The 21796-nt window shown below is 60.6% G+C and carries 22 protein-coding genes; 6 read left to right on the top strand and 16 right to left on the bottom strand.

Annotated elements, in window-relative coordinates; all coding sequences use genetic code 11:
• Positions 1 to 138: 138 nt before the first annotated feature.
• From KW846_RS25925 to KW846_RS25890, 8 genes are all read right to left on the bottom strand, one after another.
• Entirely contained in the window at positions 139 to 1146 is a 1008-nt protein-coding gene (locus KW846_RS25925; protein ID WP_218486002.1) for a septal ring lytic transglycosylase RlpA family protein, read from the bottom strand.
• Positions 1146 to 2156, bottom strand: a complete 1011-nt coding sequence (mltB, locus tag KW846_RS25920; RefSeq protein WP_104451328.1) for a lytic murein transglycosylase B — start codon at positions 2154 to 2156, stop codon at positions 1146 to 1148. The genes KW846_RS25925 and mltB overlap by 1 nt, the downstream gene beginning before the upstream one ends.
• Before the next feature lie 17 nt (positions 2157 to 2173).
• Positions 2174 to 3277: a rod shape-determining protein RodA gene (gene rodA / locus KW846_RS25915; protein WP_050549215.1), complete on the bottom strand. Its 1104-nt coding sequence runs from the start codon at positions 3275 to 3277 to the stop codon at positions 2174 to 2176.
• Between the two features lie 31 nt (positions 3278 to 3308).
• Entirely contained in the window at positions 3309 to 5204 is a 1896-nt protein-coding gene (mrdA, locus tag KW846_RS25910) for a penicillin-binding protein 2 (protein ID WP_218486001.1), read from the bottom strand.
• 12 nt (positions 5205 to 5216) lie between these two features.
• Positions 5217 to 5684 carry a 23S rRNA (pseudouridine(1915)-N(3))-methyltransferase RlmH gene (gene rlmH, locus KW846_RS25905; RefSeq protein WP_007937439.1) on the bottom strand — a complete coding sequence of 156 codons (468 nt, stop codon included), beginning with the start codon at positions 5682 to 5684 and terminating at the stop codon, positions 5217 to 5219.
• 9 nt (positions 5685 to 5693) lie between these two features.
• A complete protein-coding gene (rsfS, locus tag KW846_RS25900; RefSeq protein ID WP_007975896.1) occupies positions 5694 to 6188 on the bottom strand; it encodes a ribosome silencing factor in 495 nt (164 codons plus the stop codon).
• 73 nt (positions 6189 to 6261) lie between these two features.
• Positions 6262 to 6906 carry a nicotinate-nucleotide adenylyltransferase gene (gene nadD, locus KW846_RS25895; protein WP_218486080.1) on the bottom strand — a complete coding sequence of 215 codons (645 nt, stop codon included), beginning with the start codon at positions 6904 to 6906 and terminating at the stop codon, positions 6262 to 6264.
• 46 nt (positions 6907 to 6952) lie between these two features.
• A complete protein-coding gene (locus tag KW846_RS25890; protein WP_218486000.1) occupies positions 6953 to 8224 on the bottom strand; it encodes a glutamate-5-semialdehyde dehydrogenase in 1272 nt (423 codons plus the stop codon).
• Between the two features lie 189 nt (positions 8225 to 8413).
• On the opposite strand from KW846_RS25890, the gene KW846_RS25885 reads away from it, so the two are divergent.
• Together KW846_RS25885 and KW846_RS25880 are read left to right on the top strand one after the other, a co-directional pair.
• Positions 8414 to 9112, top strand: coding sequence for a DNA-3-methyladenine glycosylase (locus tag KW846_RS25885; RefSeq protein ID WP_256356868.1), 699 nt, complete (start codon positions 8414 to 8416; stop codon positions 9110 to 9112).
• 193 nt (positions 9113 to 9305) lie between these two features.
• On the top strand, positions 9306 to 10622 hold the full coding sequence (locus KW846_RS25880) for a bifunctional DedA family/phosphatase PAP2 family protein (RefSeq protein ID WP_218485998.1): 1317 nt from the start codon (positions 9306 to 9308) through the stop codon (positions 10620 to 10622).
• Positions 10623 to 10811: 189 nt separating this feature from the next.
• Here the strand turns inward: KW846_RS25880 and KW846_RS25875 are convergent, their stop codons facing one another.
• The 4 genes from KW846_RS25875 to KW846_RS25860 all read right to left on the bottom strand — a co-directional run bounded on the left by KW846_RS25875 (position 10812) and on the right by KW846_RS25860 (position 13074).
• The gene (locus KW846_RS25875; RefSeq protein ID WP_218485997.1) at positions 10812 to 11177 is read right to left on the bottom strand and encodes a hypothetical protein; all 366 of its coding nucleotides are present in this window, start codon (positions 11175 to 11177) and stop codon (positions 10812 to 10814) included.
• A 220-nt stretch (positions 11178 to 11397) separates the two neighbouring features.
• Positions 11398 to 11988, bottom strand: coding sequence for an LON peptidase substrate-binding domain-containing protein (locus tag KW846_RS25870; RefSeq protein WP_007998442.1), 591 nt, complete (start codon positions 11986 to 11988; stop codon positions 11398 to 11400).
• A 10-nt stretch (positions 11989 to 11998) separates the two neighbouring features.
• Positions 11999 to 12715 carry an LrgB family protein gene (locus tag KW846_RS25865; RefSeq protein ID WP_007975911.1) on the bottom strand — a complete coding sequence of 239 codons (717 nt, stop codon included), beginning with the start codon at positions 12713 to 12715 and terminating at the stop codon, positions 11999 to 12001.
• Positions 12712 to 13074 (bottom strand): CidA/LrgA family protein, encoded by a 363-nt coding sequence (locus KW846_RS25860; protein WP_218485996.1) that lies wholly within the window; start codon positions 13072 to 13074, stop codon positions 12712 to 12714. The genes KW846_RS25865 and KW846_RS25860 overlap by 4 nt, the downstream gene beginning before the upstream one ends.
• Before the next feature lie 193 nt (positions 13075 to 13267).
• Here KW846_RS25860 and KW846_RS25855 point away from each other — a divergent pair, with 193 nt between their 5' ends.
• From KW846_RS25855 to KW846_RS25845, 3 genes are all read left to right on the top strand, one after another.
• Positions 13268 to 13723 (top strand): MaoC family dehydratase, encoded by a 456-nt coding sequence (locus KW846_RS25855; RefSeq protein ID WP_007979717.1) that lies wholly within the window; start codon positions 13268 to 13270, stop codon positions 13721 to 13723.
• 114 nt (positions 13724 to 13837) lie between these two features.
• Complete coding sequence (locus tag KW846_RS25850; RefSeq protein WP_218485995.1) at positions 13838 to 15556, top strand: C13 family peptidase; 1719 nt, start codon at positions 13838 to 13840, stop codon at positions 15554 to 15556.
• A 27-nt stretch (positions 15557 to 15583) separates the two neighbouring features.
• Positions 15584 to 16225 carry an oxidoreductase gene (locus KW846_RS25845; protein WP_218485994.1) on the top strand — a complete coding sequence of 214 codons (642 nt, stop codon included), beginning with the start codon at positions 15584 to 15586 and terminating at the stop codon, positions 16223 to 16225.
• A 153-nt stretch (positions 16226 to 16378) separates the two neighbouring features.
• Here the strand turns inward: KW846_RS25845 and KW846_RS25840 are convergent, their stop codons facing one another.
• From KW846_RS25840 to KW846_RS25825, 4 genes are all read right to left on the bottom strand, one after another.
• Positions 16379 to 16663, bottom strand: a complete 285-nt coding sequence (locus KW846_RS25840; RefSeq protein WP_218485993.1) for a YceK/YidQ family lipoprotein — start codon at positions 16661 to 16663, stop codon at positions 16379 to 16381.
• Positions 16656 to 17288 carry a flavin prenyltransferase UbiX gene (gene ubiX, locus KW846_RS25835; RefSeq protein WP_007979725.1) on the bottom strand — a complete coding sequence of 211 codons (633 nt, stop codon included), beginning with the start codon at positions 17286 to 17288 and terminating at the stop codon, positions 16656 to 16658. The genes KW846_RS25840 and ubiX overlap by 8 nt, the downstream gene beginning before the upstream one ends.
• Positions 17285 to 18634: a UDP-N-acetylmuramate:L-alanyl-gamma-D-glutamyl-meso-diaminopimelate ligase gene (gene mpl, locus KW846_RS25830; RefSeq protein ID WP_218485992.1), complete on the bottom strand. Its 1350-nt coding sequence runs from the start codon at positions 18632 to 18634 to the stop codon at positions 17285 to 17287. The genes ubiX and mpl overlap by 4 nt, the downstream gene beginning before the upstream one ends.
• Positions 18635 to 18793: 159 nt before the next feature.
• Positions 18794 to 20710 carry a sigma-54-dependent Fis family transcriptional regulator gene (locus tag KW846_RS25825; RefSeq protein WP_218485991.1) on the bottom strand — a complete coding sequence of 639 codons (1917 nt, stop codon included), beginning with the start codon at positions 20708 to 20710 and terminating at the stop codon, positions 18794 to 18796.
• A gap of 402 nt (positions 20711 to 21112) precedes the next feature.
• Here KW846_RS25825 and KW846_RS25820 point away from each other — a divergent pair.
• The coding region (locus KW846_RS25820) for an aldehyde dehydrogenase family protein (RefSeq protein WP_218485990.1) at positions 21113 to 21796 on the top strand (684 nt) is incomplete at its 3' end.

Here is a 21796-nt window from a genome sequence, read left to right as displayed (position 1 = left end):
CAGATGACTTTCTAACGAGTCATCGCGTGTTCAGTTGCTCACTCTGTAACCCTTGCCGGGCTTTTGTTCTTCAACGAGCCAACAACCTGATTCACCCCCCAATCGCTGGTGAATCGTCAATCAAGTTCTACGTGTTGCTTATTCCGTGACCACACTTGGCGAACCAAGGTTGGCCAGGCGCACACTGTTCTGCACCTGCTGGATTTCACCCGGCGATCCGATCGGCCCCAGGCGAACCCGATGCAGGGTCTGCTGATTGCGCACGATCGAGCTGATGAACACCGGAGCGCTCACCATCCCACTGAGCTTGGATCTCAGGAGCTCTGCAGCGTCCGGGTTGGCGAACGCGCCCACCTGCAGATACTGGCCAGAGGCTGGTACAGAAGCGTTTTTTTTTGCATCGAGCTGCACGGGCACTACCGCAGCGGCGTGTTGCTGCGGCGGTGGTGTCCATTGCTCGACGGTGCCCGCCGAAGCCGTGATCGCCGGCGCGCTATTCTGCGCGACTTTCGGTTCGTTGAGCATTAATGGTGCCGGACGGCCTTTGGCCGCCCAATACGCCTGTGGATCGATGCCTTCGACCTTGACCCGCGCCGTGCCGGTTTCGGCGTAGCCGAGTTTCTTCGCGGCAGCGTAGGACAAGTCGATGATCCGGTCCGAGTAGAACGGACCGCGGTCGTTGACTCGCAGGATCACGCTCTTGTTGTTGTCCAAGTTGGTCACCCGGACGTAACTCGGCAGTGGCAATGTCTTGTGCGCGGCACTCATGCCGTACAGGTCATACACTTCACCGTTGGCGGTGTTCTGACCGTGGAACTTGGTGCCGTACCAGGACGCCGTACCCGACTGCACGTAGGTCTTGGATTCCTGCAACGGGAAGTAAGTCTTCCCCAGCACGGTGTATGGGTTGGCCTTGTAGGGGCCGGTGTGCAGGGTCGGCGTGGCGTCCGGGATGCGCGACACATCGACGTCCCACCATGGCGCGCCATCCTTGTGGGCACGGTTGATGTCCAGCCCCGGCGTCGCGCGTACGGCGGTGGTGGACTTCTGGGTCGGTGCGCGGCTGGTCGAACAACTGGCGACCATCACTGCCAACGCGGCGAATGCCATCAGCTTCAGGGGTTTATTGATAGGCAATGCCCGCATTACTTGACGCCCCGTGCTTGGACCAGCTGTTCAGACAGTTGATGTACGGCCATGGCGTACATCACGCTGCGGTTATATCGCGTGATCGCGTAAAAATTCTTCAGGCCCATCCAGTACTCGGGGCCATTGTCGCCTTCCAGGCGGAAAGCAGTAACCGGCATATCATCGCGCAGCGCATCATGACTTGACCACCCCAGGGCTCGCAACTCCCCGACGGTTTTCGTCGGTTCGATGCCTGCGGTCAAACCTTCGTCAACCTGATCGCCACGGACATCGGCGCGGCTCACCACCGGTTCGCCGGCGACCCAGCCATGACGCTTGAAGTAACTGGCGACACTGCCAATGGCATCGTCCGGGTTGGTCCAGATGTTGATATGCCCATCACCGTCGAAATCCACCGCGTAGGCGCGGAAACTGCTCGGCATGAATTGCGGCAAGCCCATTGCGCCAGCGTAGGAGCCTTTGAGCGTCAACGGATCGACCTGCTCTTCGCGGGCCAGCAGCAGGAACTCACGCAATTCCTTGCGGAAAAACTCGGCACGGGGAGGATAGTCGAAACCCAGCGTCGACAAGGCATCGATCACCCGGAAATTCCCGGTATTTCGGCCGAAAAAGGTTTCAACGCCGATGATCGAGACAATGACCTGGGCCGGTACGCCGTATTCCTGCTCGGCACGGGCCAGCACCGCTTCGTGCTGACGCCAGAAGTCCACACCCCGGGCTATGCGCGCGTCGGTGATGAACATCGGGCGATACTCGCTCCACTGCTTGACCCGTTCGGCGGGTTTCGAGATGGCGTCCAGAATCGACTGCTTACGCTCGGCTTCGCGGAACACGCCCATCAATTGTTCGCCGGCGAAACCGTAGTCACGGGTCATTTCACCGACGAATTCGGCCACCTGGGGTGAGCCTTCGTAGTCGCCGGCCAACGCTTCCTGCACGCTGCCAAGGATGCTTACCAGGCCGACCCATGGCGCAAATCGAGTCGCCCAGCCACGCATTACTTGCATTGAAAATTTCACCTTATTCAAACCTGCGCGATCCACTTGCGATGGGTATGGATCGACATCAAAACCCCAAACGCTGACAGCAGCGTCACCAGCGAAGTTCCTCCGTAGCTAATGAACGGCAACGGCACCCCCACCACCGGCAACAGGCCACTGACCATACCGATGTTGACGAAAACATAAACAAAAAACGTCATGGTCAGGCTGCCCGCGAGCAACTTGCCGAACAATGTCTGCGCCTGGGCGGTAATCACCAGGCCCCGCCCGATCAACAGCAGGTAGATCAGCAGCAGCGCACAGATCCCTACCAGGCCGAACTCTTCACCCAGTACGGCAATGATGAAGTCGGTATGGCTTTCCGGCAGGAAGTCCAGGTGCGACTGGGTGCCCAGCAACCAACCCTTGCCAAACACACCACCGGAGCCGATGGCGGCCTTGGACTGGATGATGTTCCAGCCCGTACCGAGCGGATCGCTCTCCGGGTCGAGGAATGTCAGGATTCGCTGCTTCTGGTAGTCGTGCATGATGAAGAACCACATGGCAACCGCCACGGGCACGGCGGCAGCCAGCACGCTGAGGATCCAGCGCCAGCGCAACCCCCCCATGAACAGCACGAAAGCGCCGCCGGCCAGGATCAGCAGCGAAGTGCCGAGGTCCGGTTGCCGCACGATGAGAATGAACGGGATGCCGATCAGCATCAGACTGATGCCGACATGCTTGAGCTGCGGCGGCAAGGTGCGCTTGGACAGATACCAGGCGATGGTTGCCGGCATCAGGATCTTCATGAACTCCGAAGGCTGGAAGCGAATCACGCCGGGAATATTGATCCAGCGCGTGGCGCCCATGGCGTTGTGCCCCATGACATCCACCACGACCAGCAAGAGCACGCCGATCACATAGCCGACCGGCACCCAGCGAGCCATGAAGCGCGGCTCGAACTGAGCGATGACGATCATCGACACCAGGCCGATGCCGAACGAAGTGGCCTGTTTGGCCAGCAGGTCCCAGCTCTTGCCGCTGGCCGAATACAGCACGAACAGACTGCCGGCGGCCAGGGTCAGCAGCAAAATCAGCAACACGCCATCGATGTGCATGCGTTGCAGCAGCGTCGCGCGACGACGCATCACATCCTCACTGGAGAGCATGCGATCAAAATTATTCATCACGGGCCGTGGCCTCCGCGCTGGTAGGGGTGGCGTATTCGGCTTTGAGGCGGCCGTCCTGGTCCAGCAGCCAGGCGTCCATCACCTGACGCACCACGGGAGCTGCGACGCCGGAGCCGGACTCACCGTTCTCGACCATCACCGACACCACGATTTGCGGGTCGTCCGCCGGCGCGAAGCCAACGAACAAGGCGTGGTCTCGATGGCGTTCCTGAACCTTGGAGCGGTCGTATTTCTCGCCCTGTTTGATCGCGACCACCTGGGCCGTACCACTCTTGCCGGCAATCCGGTATTGCGCACCGATCGAAGCCTTGCGCGCCGTACCGCGGGCGCCGTGCATGACCTGCTGCATGCCGTGGTTGACCTTGGTCCAGTCAGAAGGGTCGCGCAGGATGATGTCCGGCATCGGGTTCTCATCCACCGGTTTCTCGCCTTCGATGGTCTTGGCCAGGTGCGGACGGTTCCAGATGCCTTTGTTGGCGACCAGCGCCGTGGCCTGGGCCAATTGCAGCGGGGTCGACTGCATGTAGCCCTGGCCGATCCCGAGGATCAGCGTTTCCCCCGGGAACCACGCCTGGCGGCGGGTCGCTCGCTTCCATTCGCGGGTCGGCATCAGACCCGGCGATTCCTCGAACATGTCCAGAGACACCTTCTGGCCGATGCCGAACTTGCTCAGGTACGACGACAACCGATCGATTCCCAGCTTGTGGGCCAGGTCGTAGAAGTAGGTGTCGTTGGAACGCATGATCGCCGTGTCGAGATCAACAAAGCCGTCGCCGGTACGGTTCCAGTTGCGGTACTTGTGGTCGTAGTTGGGCAGCATGTAGTAACCGGGGTCGAACACACGGGTCGACGCCGTCACCACGCCGGAATCCAGGCCGGCAATCGCCACCGCTGGCTTGATGGTCGAACCCGGCGGGTACAGACCGCGCAGTACGCGGTTGAACAGCGGCCGGTCGATGGAATCGCGCAACTCGGAATAGGCCTTGGAGCTGATGCCGGTGACGAACAGGTTCGGATCGAAACTCGGCTGACTGACCATTGCCAGCACCTCGCCGGTTTTCGGGTTCAGGGCCACCACCGCACCACGACGACCGCCGAGCGCGGCTTCGGCGGCTTCCTGCAATTTGATGTCCAGGCTCAGGACGATGTCCTTGCCGGAAACCGGTTCGGTACGTTTGAGCACACGCAATACGCGGCCCCGAGCATTGGTCTCGACTTCCTCGTAACCCACCTGACCGTGCAGTTCCGGCTCGTAGAAACGCTCGATGCCGGTTTTGCCGATCTGATGGGTGCCGCTGTAGCTGACCGGGTCCAGCGTCTTGAGCTCTTTCTCGTTGATCCGCCCCATGTAACCCACGGAGTGCGCGAAGTGCGCGCCCTGGGGATAGTGGCGAACCAATTGCGCGACCACTTCTACCCCGGGCAGGCGGAACTGGTTCACCGCGATCCGCGCGATCTGCTCTTCGGTCAGCTCGAACAGGATCGGCACCGGCTCGAACGGCCTACGTCCCTGGCGCATGCGCTTCTCGAAGACCACCCGGTCCTCAGGCGTCAGTTCCAGTACTTCGACGATCACGTCGAGCACTTGCTGCCAGTCGCCGGACCGCTCGCGGGTCATGCTCAGGCTGAAACTGGGCCGGTTATCGGCGATCACCACGCCATTGCGGTCGAAAATCAAGCCACGGGTTGGCGGAATCGGCTGCACATGGACGCGGTTGTTTTCCGACAGGGTCGAGTGGTACTCGTACTGGATCACCTGCAGGAAATACAGGCGCGCGATCAGCACGCCAATCAGCGCCACCACTGCAATGGCCCCGAACACGACGCGGCCACGCACCAGACGGGCGTCTTTTTCGTGGTCCTTGATGCGGATCGGCTGGGTCATGGGAGCGCAAAACTACTTGTGGTATGGGTGACCGGACAGCACGGTCCAGGCACGGTACAACTGTTCGCCGATCAGAATCCGCACCAGCGGGTGCGGCAAGGTCAGCGGCGACAACGACCAGCGCTGGTCAGCCCGGGCACAGACTTCCGGCGCCAGCCCTTCGGGGCCGCCGACCATGAAGTTGACGGTGCGCGAATCCAGCCGCCAACGATCGAGTTCGACCGCCAGCTGCTCGGTGCTCCAGGGTTTGCCATGGACTTCGAGGGTGACAACGCGCTCGTTCGGCCCGACCTTGGCCAGCATGGCTTCGCCTTCCTGACGGATGAAACGGGCCACGTCGGCGTTCTTGCCACGGGTATTGAGCGGTATTTCCACCAGTTCCAGCGCCAACTCGGACGGAAGACGCTTGGCATATTCATGCCAGCCTTCTTCCACCCACTTGGGCATACGTGAACCGACGGCGATCAGTCGCAGTCGCACAGCGATCCCTTATTCCTGGTCTTTGTTGAGCTTGTTGAAGTGCTCGTGACCAACTTCAGGGCTGTGGTGCTTGCCATCGGCCGCACGGCTCTGCTCGGCACCTTTCCACAAACGCTCCAGGTCGTAGAACTGACGGGCGTTGGAGGTCATCATGTGAACGATCACGTCGTCCATGTCCAGCAGCACCCAATCACTGTCGCCCTTGCCTTCTTCACCCAGCGGCTTGATGCCCAGGGCTTTGACAGCCTCGCGAACCTTGTCCAGCATCGCGCCGATCTGGCGGTTGGAGGTACCGGTGGCGATGATCATGTAGTCAGTGATGCTCTGCTTGTCGCGAACATCAATCACCAGCACGTCCTGGGCCTTGACGTCTTCCAGGGCGGCTACGGCGATCTTGACCAGCTCGTCGCCCTTAGGCGGCTCGGCGGCGAGGACCTTTTCCGGCAGCGGGGCGCTCTTGAATGTGCCTTTGCGTTTTACTTTGCTTTCGTTGTTGCTCGTCATATAAAACTCGTTTTGCTCGTTTGTTCGGGCGCTTCAATACACGTTGTTGCCACGTGCCTTGAGGCACTCCTATTCAGTTCGACGCACGGTAGAGTCCGTGCGCATCGATGTAGGCCAGGACCGCGTCGGGCACCAGGTAACGTACCGACTTACCGCTGGCCAGCAGTTGACGGATCTGGGTGGCGGATACCGCGAGCGGTGTCTGCCAGACGAATGCAATCTGTCCGCTCGGCCCTTTGAGGGCCAGCGGGTCGCTCACCGAGCGCGCTGCCAGCAGGTTGCGCAAGGCATCCGGCGGTTCGCTGTCGGCATCCGGGCGTTGCAACACCAGGATATGGCAATGCTGGAGCAACTCTTCCCAGCGGTGCCAAGTGGGCAGGCCGCAAAAAGCGTCCCAGCCCAAAAGCAGAAAAACCTGGTCGGACACGGCCAGCTCGGCGCGCATCAGTTCCAGGGTATCAATGGTGTAGGACGGTTTGTCCCGCTGCAATTCGCGGGCGTCCACCACCAACGGCGCCACACCGGCCACCGCGCACTCGACCATCGCCAGACGGTCTTTTGCCGACACCTGCGGCGTGTCCCGATGGGGCGGCCTGGCACTGGGTGTCAGGCGCAGCTCATCGAGTGCCAGGGTTTCGGCGACTTCCAGTGCACCGCGCAAATGGCCGATGTGCACCGGGTCAAACGTTCCGCCCAGCACGCCAATGCGGCGAGGCATTGGCTCGCTGACGGTGACCGGGGCTGACGGGTCGATGTCGCCCAAGTCAGACCGGCTCCTGTCCGCGCAGCTGCCCGTCGCCGACCACGATGTACTTCTCGCAGGTCAGTCCTTCGAGGCCCACCGGGCCACGGGCGTGCAGCTTATCAGTAGAAATGCCGATCTCGGCACCCAATCCGTATTCGAAGCCATCGGCGAAGCATGTCGGGGTGTTGATCATCACCGACGACGAATCGACTTCAGCCACGAAACGCCGGGTGTCGCCCTGGTGTTCGCTGACAATCGAATCGGTGTGGTGAGAGCCGTAATGGTTGATGTGCTCGATGGCCTGCTCCAGGCCGTCGACCACGCGGATCGACAGAATCGGCGCCAGATACTCGGTGCTCCAGTCTTCCTCGGTGGCCGGTACGGCATCGATGATCGCCCGGGTACGCTCGCAACCGCGCAGCTCGACGCCTTTTTCGCGGAACTGGGCGGCCATCGCCGGCAGGAAATCCTTGGCGACGGTTTGATCCACCAGCAGCGTTTCCATGGCACCGCAGATGCCATAACGGTAAGTCTTGGCGTTGAACGCGATGCGCTGGGCCTTGGCCAGGTCGGCGTGTTCACTCACGTAAACGTGGCAGATACCGTCCAGATGCTTGATCACCGGTACGCGGGCGTCACGGCTGACGCGTTCGATCAGGCCACGGCCGCCGCGGGGCACGATGACATCGACGTATTCAGGCATGGTGATCAGCGCGCCGACGGCAGCGCGATCCGTGGTTTCGACCACTTGCACCACCGCGGCCGGCAGATCGGCCTCGGCCAGGCCGCGCTGGATGCAGGCGGCGATGGCACGATTGGAATGAATGGCCTCGGAACCGCCACGCAGGATGGTCGCGTTGCCGGACTTCAGGCACAGGCTGGCGGCATCGATGGTCACGTTCGGTCGAGACTCGTAGATGATTCCGATCACGCCCAGTGGCACGCGCATCTTGCCAACCTGAATACCGGACGGACGGAAACTCATGTCGCGGATCGCGCCGACCGGGTCCGGCAGGGCCGCCACCTGGCGCAGGCCGACGATCATGCCGTCGATACGCGCCGGGGTCAGCGCCAGACGCTCAAGGAGGGCCGGTTCCAGACCATTGGCGCGACCGGCGGCCAAATCCAGCTCATTGGCCGCCGTTAGCTCGGCGCGAGCCACATCCAGCGCATTGGCGGCGGCCTGCAGGGCGCGGTTTTTCTGCGCGGTGCTGGCACGGCCGATCACGCGGGAGGCTTCGCGGGCAGCGCGACCCAGGCGGGTCATGTAGTCAAGAACGGACTCAGTCATGGTCTGGCGTGGTCTTTGATAAGGTCTTGGTAAAGAGTAAAGCGGCAGATTATAGCTGTCGCGTCCCGGGACTAACAGCGGTGACGGGCGGATGGTCGAAATGGAGGGGTATTTGCCGACGTTCAGCCGGGATTAAGCTGCAAATTGTTATCATCACGACTCATTCAGCCCTGACAAATGCCGGCCATCATGTCCAACCTGACTGTTCGAGCGTCCGCCATGAGCCTGCCCGCGGCCCTCCCGGATGCGTTTTTCGACCGTGACGCACAAATTCTGGCCCGGGACTTACTGGGCAAAGTCATTCGCCATCGAGTGGGCGACCTGTGGCTCAGCGCCCGGATCATCGAGACCGAAGCCTATTACTGCGCGGAAAAAGGCAGCCACGCGTCCCTCGGCTACACAGAAAAGCGTAAGGCTTTGTTTCTGGATGGCGGCCACATCTATATGTATTACGCCCGGGGCGGCGATTCACTCAATTTCAGCGCCCAAGGGCCCGGCAACGCCGTGCTGATCAAGTCCGCCTATCCGTGGGTCGATGAACTGAGCGGGCCGGCCAGCCTGGCACAGATGCTGTTGAACAATCCCGATGCCCAAGGCCACCCTCGCCCATCGCAAAAGCTCTGCGCCGGGCAAACCCTGCTCTGCAAGGCGCTGGGCCTGAAAGTGCCGGTGTGGGACGCCAAACGCTTCGACCATGAAGTGCTGCTGGTGGAACATGTCGGCCAGACGCCCGCCCATATCATCCAGACTACACGACTGGGCATCCCCCACGGACGCGATGAACACCTGATGTACCGTTTCGTCGACGGAGCCTACGCGGCTTACTGCACGCGCAATCCGCTACGTCGGGGGCAAGTCGAAGGTCGCGATTATTTTGTACTGTCCTGAAATTGACTCAGACTTGATGCAAATAGAACCCTCTGTGGGAGCGGGCTTGCCCGCGAAGGCGAAGTGTCAGGCGACGTCAATTTTGACTGAAAGGCCCCATTCGCGGGCAAGCCCACTCCCACAGGGGTTAGTGGCGTATTCAAAGTTGCACATACCCCCTGGAAGCAATTGAACATTTGATGGAGTGGTTTTTATGGGCCCATGGCTCGATAGCGTGACCGGATGGTTGGCGGTCAACCCGCAATGGCTGGCAGCAGCGGTATTCATCGTAGCCTTTGTGGAATGCCTGGCGATTGCCGGGCTGATCGTTCCCGGCACGGTGTTGTTGTTTGCCGTGGCGGTACTGGCAGGCAGTGGTGCACTGACACTCAGTGAGACGCTCTCGCTGGGTTTCATCGCCGGTGTGCTGGGTGACGTCGTTTCGTATTTTCTGGGGCGGCACTTCCATCAGAACATCCGGCGCCTGCCGGGCTTGCGCCATCATCCGGAATGGATCGCCGGGGCCGAGTCATATTTCCAGCGCTACGGCATCGCCAGCCTGCTGGTTGGGCGCTTTATCGGCCCCCTGCGGCCAATGCTGCCGATGGTGGCCGGAATGTGCGACATGCCTTTCCCGCGCTTCTTCGCTGTCAGCCTGTTGGCCGGTGCGGGGTGGTCGGTGGCTTATCTGATGCCCGGCTGGGCCACGGGCGCAGCAATCCGCTTGCCGTTGCCCGAAGGCTTCTGGTTCCAGGCCGGGGTTGTTGTCGGCAGCATTGCTCTGATGATCGGCTTGAGCGCGACCAGCAGCCTGCGCCGGCATCGTCGCGCGACGCTGTTCATTACCGGGATGAGTCTTTTGATTCTGGCGGGGTTGTTTATCGGATATTCGCACCTGTCCGCACTCGATCAAGGCGTGATGACGCTGGTGCAGGAGCATCGTAAACCGTTGCTGGATGAAGTGGCGGTGGTCTTCACGCTGATCGGCGAATTCCGCAACATGTTGTTGTTCAGTGCGCTGCTGACCGGTTTGCTGTTGCTGACGCGTCAATGGCGGCACGCGATTTTCGCGGGCAGCACACTGCTCTTCACGGCACTGGCCAATACCGCGACCAAGTACTTTTTCGCCCGCTTGCGCCCCGAAGTGTTGAGCGACCCGCTCACCAGCTACAGCATGCCCAGCGGCCACGCGTCAGGGTCTTTCGCGCTGTTCCTCACCCTCGCCGTTCTGGCCGGCCGCGGGCAACCGCCCCGGATGCGCCTGACCTGGTTATTAGTGGGATGCCTGCCAGCGACGGCTATTGCGCTGTCGCGGGTATACCTCGGTGCGCATTGGCCGACAGATGTATTGGCTGGCGCAATGCTGGCGGCGTGTGTCTGTGCGGCCAGCCTGTGGCTGATCCAGCGCAAGGAACCGCTCAACGCCTTGCCGCCCAAGGTCTGGTGGCTGGTGCTCCCAGCCTTGGTAGCATTGTTCGGGTTCTTCGTGTTGCGGCATTTGCCGCATACGATGTTGCGATATGCGTACTAGATAAAGCAAAAGATCCCAGCCCTCAGTCGCACCTGTATGAGCATTCACTCTGTAGAAGCGACCAAAGGCTGCGATCTTTTCAATAATGCCAGGCAAACAACTTCTGGGCGGACAACCCTATCACAGCAGTGATATCAGGAAGCGCACCGACATCAAGTAACAGCCCAACCTGACAGATTACATTGAGTCTTAGCCGCCGATCGGGAAACTTGGCAAGTTCTCGCCATCAACAGCACGATACGTCATTAAACCCACTTCGATTTGCTTTGCAATTTTGCCAGCAAGGGCAATATTGTTTTCAAGTTTCCAACGAATCTCAGTAAACTTGACCATTGCCTCCCCGGCATAATCATCCCAGAGCCGCTGCTCAAAACTATCGCGTGCAACATTCGAAGGCGAACGTCGCGCCAGGATCAGCGCAGTCGCCACACTCACCGCCGAATCCGCCGCAAACTCAACTTCGCCACCCGGTGTGTTTCCGTTAATATACCGCAACATGGACCGAGTAAAGCAAAAACCCCACAACGCACGCTCATCGTCAGTTAAATCTTTCATCAAATATTCCCTTATATATGCAATACCTGCCTCATGCAGGCGAAGCAAATATAACCACCTCAACTTTATCAATCAACACAAACCCCATCCATAACTTATTATAAGTCAATACAAAGACCCACAAAACAAACCGACCACCGCAAAAACAACCGACCAACAAATTCAAGAACAAACCAAATAACAGCACTCAACCGAACAAGCGCCGACTTTCCATAATTAATCAGGCAAACAACTCACCCTGCAATTCGTCCAACAATGCCTGAATCGCATCCAATCGTTGTTGCGGATCATCAAGTTGCAACAGGTCAATCTTGTCCAGTTCGGCGAAAGGCAACAGGTACGCCAACTGATTGGCCAGTGACTGTTGCCCGGTCGCTTCCGTGCCCATGTTCAAGGCTTCGACCATCGGGTGCTCCGCCAGGGCCTTGAGCAACGCCACCAGGTCGGCATCCTCATCCTGCAGCGGTTGCTCCGGCTCGTCTTCCAGCCACTCGACCTCGGCGACGGTCAACTGATCCCGCTGCACTTCGGTACGCAAAACGTGAAAGCGCCGACCGCCCTGGACCCGAATCCCCAGCAGGCCGTTGTCCTGCTGTTTGAAATCGGTGATCAGCGCCTCACAGCCCACCAACGCGTAGCCGGCCGGGGCGATTCCGACTTCCTCACCATCGAGGATGCACACCACGCCGAACCCGCCACCCTGCTTCATGCAGCGGCCGATCATGTCCAGATAGCGCGCTTCGAAGATCTGCAAGTCGAGGATGCAACCTGGGAACAGCACTGTGTTCAACGGAAAAAGCGGCAGACTCATAAACATTTCCTTACACGACCATCGACACCGCCAGCGGCAGGAAAACCGCCGTGGCCACACCCATCAGGCTCATCGCCAGCGCCGCGAAGGCGCCGCACTCTTCACTTTCCTGCAGTGCCACCGACGTACCGACCGCGTGGGCCGTCATGCCCAGTGCCATACCCCTGGCTTCCGGGCTGTGCACACCGAGGCGAGTCAACAGGGCCGGGCCGAAAATCGCCCCAATCACCCCGGTAATCAGGACGAACACCGCTGCCAGCGCCGCGACCCCACCGATCTGTTCGGCCACCAGCATCGCAATCGGCGACGTCACCGACTTCGGTGCCATGGTCATCAGGATCATGTGCTCGGCACCGAACCACCAGCCCAACAACACGCCCATACCCGTGGCCACCACCCCGCCTATCACCAGCGTAGTAAATATCGGCCAGAACAACTGCCGAATCCGTCGCAGGTTCAGATAAAGCGGCACCGCCAGCGCAACAGTGGCCGGACCGAGCAGGATGCTCAGGATCTCGGTGCTCTTGCGGTACTCGGCGTAAGTCAGGCCGCAACCCACCAGCACACCGATCACCAGCAACATGGAGACCAGCACCGGCTGCAAAAAGATCCAGCGGGTTTTCTCGAATGCCGCAAGGACGAGTTGATAGGCGCCGAGGGTGATACCGATGCCGAATAATGGATGGTGAATCACCGAGGCCCAGGCGCCGTGCCAGTCGAAGATCATGGGTTGTCCTCGGAGTGCGCATGGCGCTTGACCATGCGCTGCATCAGCACCCCGGCGAAGGCCATCGAAAGCAACAGCGACAACACCAGCGCACCGACGATGGCCCAGAAGTCCGCCGCGATGTCAGCGGCATACACCATCACGCCCACGGCCGGCGGCACCAGCAGCAGAGGCAGGTAGCGCAGCAGACTGCCGGCCGCCAAATTCAGTGGCTCGCCGACCTGTCCCCGGCAGATGAGGTACACCAGCAACAGCAGCAACCCCACAATCGGCCCCGGCAGCACAGGCAGAAACAAATGATTGATCGCCGTGCCGAGCAATTGGAAAAGCACCAGCCACGTCAGGCCCCGTAACAACATCAAAGATCTCCCGCAAAATCCGTCACCCGCATTGGCTTGGCATTATAAGCATGCTCGCGCTATAGACCGGCATTCGCCAAAAGCATGGCCAGTTGACCGCGACGTTCAGCCATGTTGATCTAAAGTGGTAAGCCGGGAGGTCAAATCCCCCCAACTCAAAACTATAAAACCGATGAACCCAAGGAGAGTCTCAATGCCCTATGTTCCAGTTGCAGAGCTCAAAGATTATGTCGGCAAGGAACTTGGACGTTCCGAATGGCTCACCATCGATCAGGACCGCATCAACCTGTTCGCCGAAGCCACAGGGGATTTTCAGTTCATCCACGTCGACCCGGTCAAGGCCGCGCAAACGCCATTTGGCAGCACTATCGCTCACGGCTTTCTGTCGTTGTCGCTGATTCCGAAGTTGATGGAAGACATCCTCGTCATGCCCCAAGGCCTGAAGATGGTGGTCAACTACGGCCTCGACAGCGTGCGCTTCATCCAGCCGGTCAAGGTCAATTCGCGGGTGCGGCTGAAGGTCGACCTGACCGAAGTCATCGAGAAGAAACCCGGCCAATGGCTGCTCAAGGCCACCACCACCCTGGAAATTGAAGGCTCGGACAAGCCGGCGTATATCGCCGAACCCCTGTCCCTGTGCTTCGTGTAAACCTTCCGGGATGCGAAGCAGCTCCTGCTGTTTCGCGCCCTCTTGCGGTACCTCGCCCTATATAAGGACACATGGCTGCGGCATACTCCCTCGCCTAATTGCCCGGAATCCGCTATGCGCCCACTTGCACTCCTTGCCTTGACCCTGATGCTCACCGCTTGCGGCGACGGCGAATCACCTTTGCCCCCCGACGCACGCCTGCCGGACGGCGGACGCTATCGCGGTGACCTGGTCAATGGCTTGCTGCAAGGCAAGGGTCGCATCGACTACCCGAACGGCAGTTGGTACGCCGGCGAATTCGACAAAGGCCAGTGGCAGGGCCAGGGTGAATGGCATGGCAGCAATGGTGAAGTCTATCGCGGGCAGTTCAATCAGGGACTGTTCGACGGTCAGGGAGCACTGACCACCAACGCCAACAGCTACAGTGGCGGCTTCAAGGCTGGCCGTCGCGACGGAGAAGGCACGCTCAAAGAAAACGGCATGAGTTACCGCGGTGAATTCAAGGCCGATCAATACGCTGGCCTGGGTCGCCTCGAACTCGAAGACGGCAGCTCCTATCAGGGCCAATTCGCCCACGGCAAACCCAACGGCGAAGGCCAGCGCGGTGACGGCAACGGCAATCAGTTCACCGGGCACTTTGTCGACGGCCAGCTGGAAGGCAACGGCACGTTCAACAGTGCCGATGGCGACATCTATGTCGGCAGCTTCAAGAACAATCAACTGCACGGCAAAGGCCGCTACGAAAACGCCGACGGCGATGTGTGGCTGGGCCAGTTCAAGGAAGGCTCGCTGAACGGCAAGGGCGAGTTGATCGGCACTGACGGCAGCCACTACATCGGCCACTTCAACGACTGGCGCTTTTCCGGCCAGGGCCGGCTGAACCTCGCCGACGGCAGCTTTTATACCGGCCAGTTCGACAACGACAGTTACCAAGGGCGTGGCACGCTGGTGCTGACCGATGGCACCGTGCTCAGCGGCACCTGGATCAATGGCCAGCGCGTGCGCGACGCCGAGGGCAAACTTTTGCCTGACACGCTCGAGCTCGGTCTGTTGGCACAGGGGCGCTTGCTCGACGCTGCGCTGGCCAACATTCCGCCCTCCACCCCTGCAGTGGAGCTGTATTCATTGACCCTGGGCGGTGATGGCAAGCAAAGCGTGTTTCTGCGCGAATCCGACTACGTCGCCAATATGCTCTCCACCCGTTTCGGCGCCTTCGGCCAGATCCGCCTGGTGAACCATCGTGATCACCTCGCCGACCGCCCGATGGCTACCCGGGAGAACCTGCGTCGCGCGGCCCTGGCACTGGCCGAACGCAGCGGTCCGGAAGACCTGATTTTCATCTACCTGACCAGCCATGGCACCAGCGAACACGAACTGGTACTGGACCAGCCGCGCATGGAACTGGCCGATCTGCCAGCCGACGAATTGGCCGCTGTTCTCGCCCCGCTGAAAAACCGCGACAAGGTCATCGTGATTTCGTCCTGCTACTCCGGCGGTTTTATTCCCGCACTCAAGGATGAACGGACCCTGATCATGACGGCCTCGCGGGCTGACCGCGTCTCCTTCGGCTGCTCGGAGGAGGCCAACTTTACCTACTTCGGCGATGCCCTGTTCGTCCAGGCCCTGAACCAGACCGATGATCTGGAACAAGCCTTCAAACAGGCCAAGGCCACTGTCGCCGAGCGTGAGCTGGCGGACGGCTTCGAAGCATCCGAACCACAGATATGGGCACCGAAAACCGTCCTCTCGCACTGGCAGCTATTGCGCAAACAACAGGCACGAAAAGCGTTGCAAAGTGCATCCATGCAAAGCAAGGATGCAAACAGCAACTAAGCTGAACAGTATCAAGGGAGAAACACTATGTACTTGACGCCTCAGCACGTGCTGCTCGCCGGAGCCACCGGTTTGACGGGTGAACACCTGCTCGATCGCTTGCTCAGCGAGCCAACGATTACTCGGGTATTGGCCCCCTCGCGCCGGCCACTGGCCAAACACCCGCACCTGGAAAACCCGGTCGGCGACCCGACGGCGTTCCTGCCACAACTGAACGGGCGGGTCGATATCGCCTATTGCTGCCTGGGCACCACGATCAAGCAAGCCGGCTCGGAGCAGGCGTTTCGCGCAGTGGACCTGGACATGGTGGTGGCATTCGCCAAGCGCGCACGGGAGATGGGCGCACGGCACCTGATCGTGATCAGTGCCCTGGGAGCCGATCGCCGATCCTCGATTTTCTACAACCGGGTCAAAGGCGAGATGGAGTACGCATTGCGCGCGCAAAACTGGCCGCAGCTGACTATTTGCCGCCCTTCGCTGTTGTTGGGTGATCGCATTGAGCCGCGCCTGGCGGAGAAAGTCGCCGGCCCCTTGTCACGCCTGATCCCCGGTAAATACCACGGCATCGAAGCCTGCCAACTGGCCCGCGCCATGTGGCGTCTTGCGCTCGAAGAGCAGGATGGCGTGCGGATTGTCGAGTCGGATGAGTTGCGCAAACTCGGCAAGTAATCCGCGGACCCTGTGGCGAGGGGGCTTGCCCCCGTTCGACTGCGTAGCAGTCGTAAATATGGAACTCGCGGTGTATCAGAAAAATGGAGATGGCCAGTTTTGGGGCTGCTCCGCAGCCCAAACGGGGGCAAGCACCCTCGCCACAACGCGCCCTTACAACCCACCCGTTGCCTGAAAACTCACCCCGATCACCGTCAACACCGACAACGGCAACAGCAGTGTGTCGAGCAACGCACTGGCCGGCAGATCAACGCCCGGATAGCTCGGCGCTTGCGCGCCGAAACGGTCCATCGCGCAACAACCGCCATTCATCGCATACAAATCCAGCCGTGTCCCGGCGTACACCACCGGCGCCCCCGGCTTGCCCGCATCGAGGGTGCGCACCGTGGCGCACCCGGCCAATTGCAGTGCCAGCACCATCACCAGCAACTTACTCATCGCTGGTCAGATGATGCTCGCCCCAACGCGGCAGCATGTCCTGTGGAATATTCAGCAGGTTAAGGATCCGTGCCACGACGAAATCGATCAGGTCGTCGATGGTTTGCGGTTGATGATAAAAGCCCGGTGATGCCGGCAGGATTGTCACGCCCATGTTCGACAACTTGAGCATGTGCTCCAGGTGAATGCTCGAATACGGCGCCTCGCGAGGCACAATAATCAGCTGGCGACGCTCTTTGAGCGTCACATCCGCGGCACGCTCGATCAGGTTGTTACAAGCGCCGCTAGCGATCGCCGACAAGGTGCCAGTGGAACACGGCACCACCACCATCGCCGCTGGCGCGCCGGAACCCGAGGCCACCGGCGACATCCAGTCTTCCCTGCCGTACACCCGAATCTGCCCGGCGACGGCCCCCGTATATTCAGTGAGAAACGCCTGCATCATCTGCGGTTTGGATGGCAGAGTGACGTCGGTTTCGGTCGCCATCACCAACTGCGCAGCCCTGGAAATCAGGAAGTGTACTTCACGATCTTCCCGCACAAGGCAGTCGAGCAGGCGTAAACCGTACTGGGCGCCTGAAGCGCCGGTCATCGCCAGGGTGATGCGATCCGGGCCGTTGTTCATTTGAGTGCCTCGGCCAACTTGCCGTGAAGGCCGCCGAAGCCGCCGTTGCTCATGATGACCACGTGAGTGCCGGGTTGGGCCTGGCTCTTCACACGATCGATGATGCCCTCAAGGGAATCGCTGACAATCGACGGCACAGTGCACAGTGCCGCAGTGCCCGCCAGGTCCCAGCCGAGGTTGGCGGGTGCGTACCAAATCACCTGATCGGCATCGACCACGCTTTCCGGCAATCCGTCACGGTGCGCGCCAAGCTTCATAGAGTTGGAGCGTGGCTCGATGATCGCGATCAAGGGTGCATCGGCGATGCGCTTGCGCAGGCCGTCCAGCGTGGTGGCGATGGCGGTCGGGTGGTGAGCGAAGTCGTCATAGATGGTGATGCCACGGACTTCCGCGACTTTCTCCATCCGGCGTTTCACACTCTTGAATGCCCTCAATGCGGCAATACCCATGGATGGCACCACGCCGACGTGGCGCGCAGCGGCCAAAGTGGCCAATGCATTGGCGACGTTGTGCTGGCCAGTCATGTCCCATTCGACCACACCCTGGGTGACGCCTTCGAACATCACTTCGAACTTCGAACCATCTTCACTGAGCAGTTTCACCTGCCACTGACCGCCAGCACCGGTGGTTTGCACCGGCGTCCAGCAGCCCATCTCGATAACGCGCTGCAACGCCGGCTCAGTGGTCGGATGAATCACCAGCCCTTCACTCGGGATGGTCCGCACCAGGTGATGGAACTGCCGCTCGATGGCCGGCAGGTCCGGGAAGATGTCCGCGTGATCGAACTCAAGGTTGTTCAGGATTGCGGTGCGCGGGCGGTAATGTACGAACTTGGAGCGCTTGTCGAAGAACGCACTGTCGTACTCGTCGGCTTCGATGACGAAGAAGGGAGTATCACCCAGGCGCGCGGACACCGAGAAGTTTTGCGGTACGCCGCCGATCAGGAAGCCCGGGGCCATGCCTGCATGCTCCAGCACCCAGGCCAGCATGCTGCTGGTGGTGGTTTTGCCGTGCGTACCGGCAACGGCCAGCACCCAACGACCTTGCAGCACGTGATCCGCCAGCCATTGAGGGCCGGACACGTACGGCAGGCCTTTGTTCAGCACGTACTCCACCGCCGGGTTGCCCCGGGACATGGCGTTGCCGATCACCACCAGATCAGGAGCCGGATCGAGTTGCGCCGGGTCATAGCCTTGTGTCAACTCGATGCCCTGGGCTTGCAGCTGAGTACTCATCGGCGGATAGACGTTGGCATCGGAGCCCGTCACGTGATGGCCCAGTTCTTTGGCCAGAACCGCCATTGACCCCATGAAAGTGCCGCAGATACCAAGAATATGAATGTGCATTAGTCGACCTCTTAAAACATGGCCGCAGGTTAGCGTAGGGTAGGGAAAATCGCACCTGATGTTTCAGATCTGAAGACGCCTTCGCGAGCAGGCTCGCTCCCACAAAGACCCCATAGACCCTGTGGGGGCGGGCTTGCTCGCGAATAGCCGCGACCCGGTTTACCGGGCAATACCGTGTTTACGCAGCTTCCGGTAGAGGGTATTTCGACTGACCCCCAACTGCTCCGCCGTATGCGTCATATGCCAGCGCGTCTGCTCCAGCGCACTGAGTAACGCCAGCCGCTCAGCATCCTCCAGCGGATGCTCCGATGGCTCCTCGACAGCCGGCGCCATCGCCGGCCTGGCCGAACGAATCATGGCCGGCAAATCGTCCAGACCGATCCGTCCGTCCTCACACAGGGCTGCCAGAGTACGCAACACATTTCGCAACTGGCGCACGTTGCCTGGCCAGGCAAATCCCAACAAAGCCTCGCGTGCCGGCCCGTCAATCAACACCGATTCTCCGTGCGCCTCTTCGGCCAGTAAAAAATCGAGCAACTGCGATTTGTCACTGCGATCACGCAAAGCCGGCAACGCGACTTCCAGCCCGTTGAGGCGGTAATACAAATCCTCGCGGAAACTGCCGTCCTGCACGCGATCCAGTAAATTACGGTGGGTGGCACTGATGATCCGCACGTTAACCGCTTCCGGCTCGCCACCGATCGGCACCACCTGCCGGTCCTCAAGCACCCTCAGCAATCGCGTCTGCAGGGCCAGTGGCATGTCACCGATTTCATCAAGGAACAAGGTCCCGCCGTCGGCCTGTTGCAACTTGCCACGCATGCCTTCCTTGCGTGCGCCGGTGAAGCTGCCGCCACGGTAACCGAACAGCTCGCTTTCGATCAGGCTCTCGGGAATGGCCGCGCAATTGAGGGCGACGAAGGCTTTTTCCGCCCGCTGGCTGGCGTGGTGCACCGCTTTGGCGAAGGCCTCCTTGCCGGACCCGGTTTCGCCGTTGATCAGCAGCGGCACGTCGCGCTCGTAGACGCGCAAGGCCTTGCGAAAATCCGCCTGCAAGGCCACATCATCCAGGCAAATGCCCGACAGGCGCGGTGCAGGTGCGGCCTTGGGAGCAGGCTCCATCGGAATCGGCAGTGACCGCCGCGCCTCGCCGCGCAATACCGCGAACAACTTGCGACCATCACGGGTACGCAATGGCCAACTGGCCGCGGCATTGATACTCGCCCGCCCCAGCAACTCATCGAGAGAGCAATCGAAAAACGCTTCCACCGACTTACCCAGCAAGCCGCCGCGAATGTGTCCCAGCAGGTTCAGCGCACTCTGATTGACCGCGCTGATGCGCCCTTCTCCGTCGAACGCCAGCAACCCTTCGCTGAACAAACCGACGGACTCGGCCTGCAAGTGAAAACGCAGCAACCATTGATTGTCGAAGCAGCGCAGGAAGTAACAGCTCTCGATCATCTTCGCCGACAGATTGACCAGCGCCATGGTGTGGAACTGGCTTTGCCGCGACACATCGCGCCGCGCCGACGACACGTCGAGCACCGCCAGCAATTCGCCATGGGGATCGAAGACCGGGCTCGCCGAGCAGGTCAGGCCGGTGTGGCGGCCGCGAAAGTGTTCGTCCTGATGGATGGTCAGCGACTGACGCTCCACCAGGCAGGTTCCGATACCGTTTGTGCCTTCGCAGGCCTCGCTCCAGTCGGCACCGAGCCAGAGCCCGGCACGCTCGAAAATCTGTCGTTCGGCAGGCGCGGTGACGCAATTGAGGATCACGCCGCGGGCGTCGGTCAGCAGCACTGCATGGCCGGCACCGGAGAGTTGCTGGTGCAGGCTGGTCATTTCATTGCCAGCGATGTGCAGCACTTGCTGCAAGCGTTCGCGGCTTTCGAGGACACGCCCATGCTCCAGCACCGTTGGTGCAATGCTCAGGGCCGGGTCGAGGTGATAGTCCTCAAGGCAGCGCAGCCAGGAGCGGGCGATGGACGGATCACTGCCAGGGCCATGCAAGTGGGCCTTGCCCTGAGTGACGGTCAGAACCTGCTGGGCATGGCGACTCAAATGGTTGTCGTGCATTTCTTATTGTTCTCCCCCCGAAAGGTTTACACGCTCCCTGTAGGAGCTGCCGCAGGCTGCGATCTTTTGACTTTGATTTTTTCAAGATCAAAAGATCGCAGCCTGCGGCAGCTCCTACAGGGGTGATGCAGCGTCAGTCCTTGTGATTGCCCGAGCATCCTCCAGCCGGGCCTGCATTGCAATGCTGGCAAGACCGCTCAGTCACACGCTGCGCCAGAAACGGTACAAAGTGTCACGCCAGCTGTACCGAAAGCGTCACAGGCGCACTCCATCCGTCCGACAAAAAATGCGCAAGGCCTTGATTTGCCTGAGCTGCAACGCGCTGGCCCGCCCCTTGCTCTACGCTTATAGCAAGCGCACATGCGCGACTCCCTATAAGCACAAAAGCAAGGAGAGACCACCATGCGTTACGCTCACCCCGGTACTGAAGGCGCTATCGTTTCGTTCAAAGCCAAATACGGTAACTACATCGGCGGCGAGTTCGTCGCGCCTGTCAAAGGTCAGTACTTCACCAATACCTCGCCAGTGAATGGCCAACCGATTGCCGAATTCCCCCGCTCCACGGCCGAAGACATCGACAAGGCCCTGGACGCTGCCCACGCAGCCGCCGATGCCTGGGGCGCCACGTCCGCCCAGGCGCGCTCGCTGGTGCTGCTGAAAATCGCCGACCGCATCGAACAGAACCTCGAACTGCTGGCAATCACCGAATCCTGGGACAACGGCAAGGCCGTGCGCGAAACCCTCAACGCCGACATCCCACTGGCCGCCGACCACTTCCGCTACTTCGCCGGCTGCATCCGCGCCCAGGAAGGCAGCGCTGCCGAAATCGACGGCAACACCGTGGCCTATCACATCCATGAACCCCTCGGCGTGGTCGGGCAGATCATCCCGTGGAACTTCCCGATCCTGATGGCCGCCTGGAAACTCGCCCCGGCCCTGGCTGCCGGTAACTGCGTGGCGCTCAAACCCGCCGAGCAAACCCCGCTGGGCATCACCGTGCTGGTCGAACTGATCGGCGACCTGCTGCCACCGGGCGTGCTGAACATCGTGCAAGGCTTCGGCAAAGAAGCCGGCGAAGCCCTGGCC

Origin of the sequence: Pseudomonas sp. PDM32 (assembly GCF_019219225.1) — a bacterium.
Classification (GTDB): Bacteria; Pseudomonadota; Gammaproteobacteria; order Pseudomonadales; family Pseudomonadaceae; genus Aquipseudomonas; species Aquipseudomonas laurylsulfatiphila.
The sequence above is the reverse complement of the archived record's forward strand: the minus strand, read 5'-3'. Positions and strand labels throughout refer to the sequence as shown.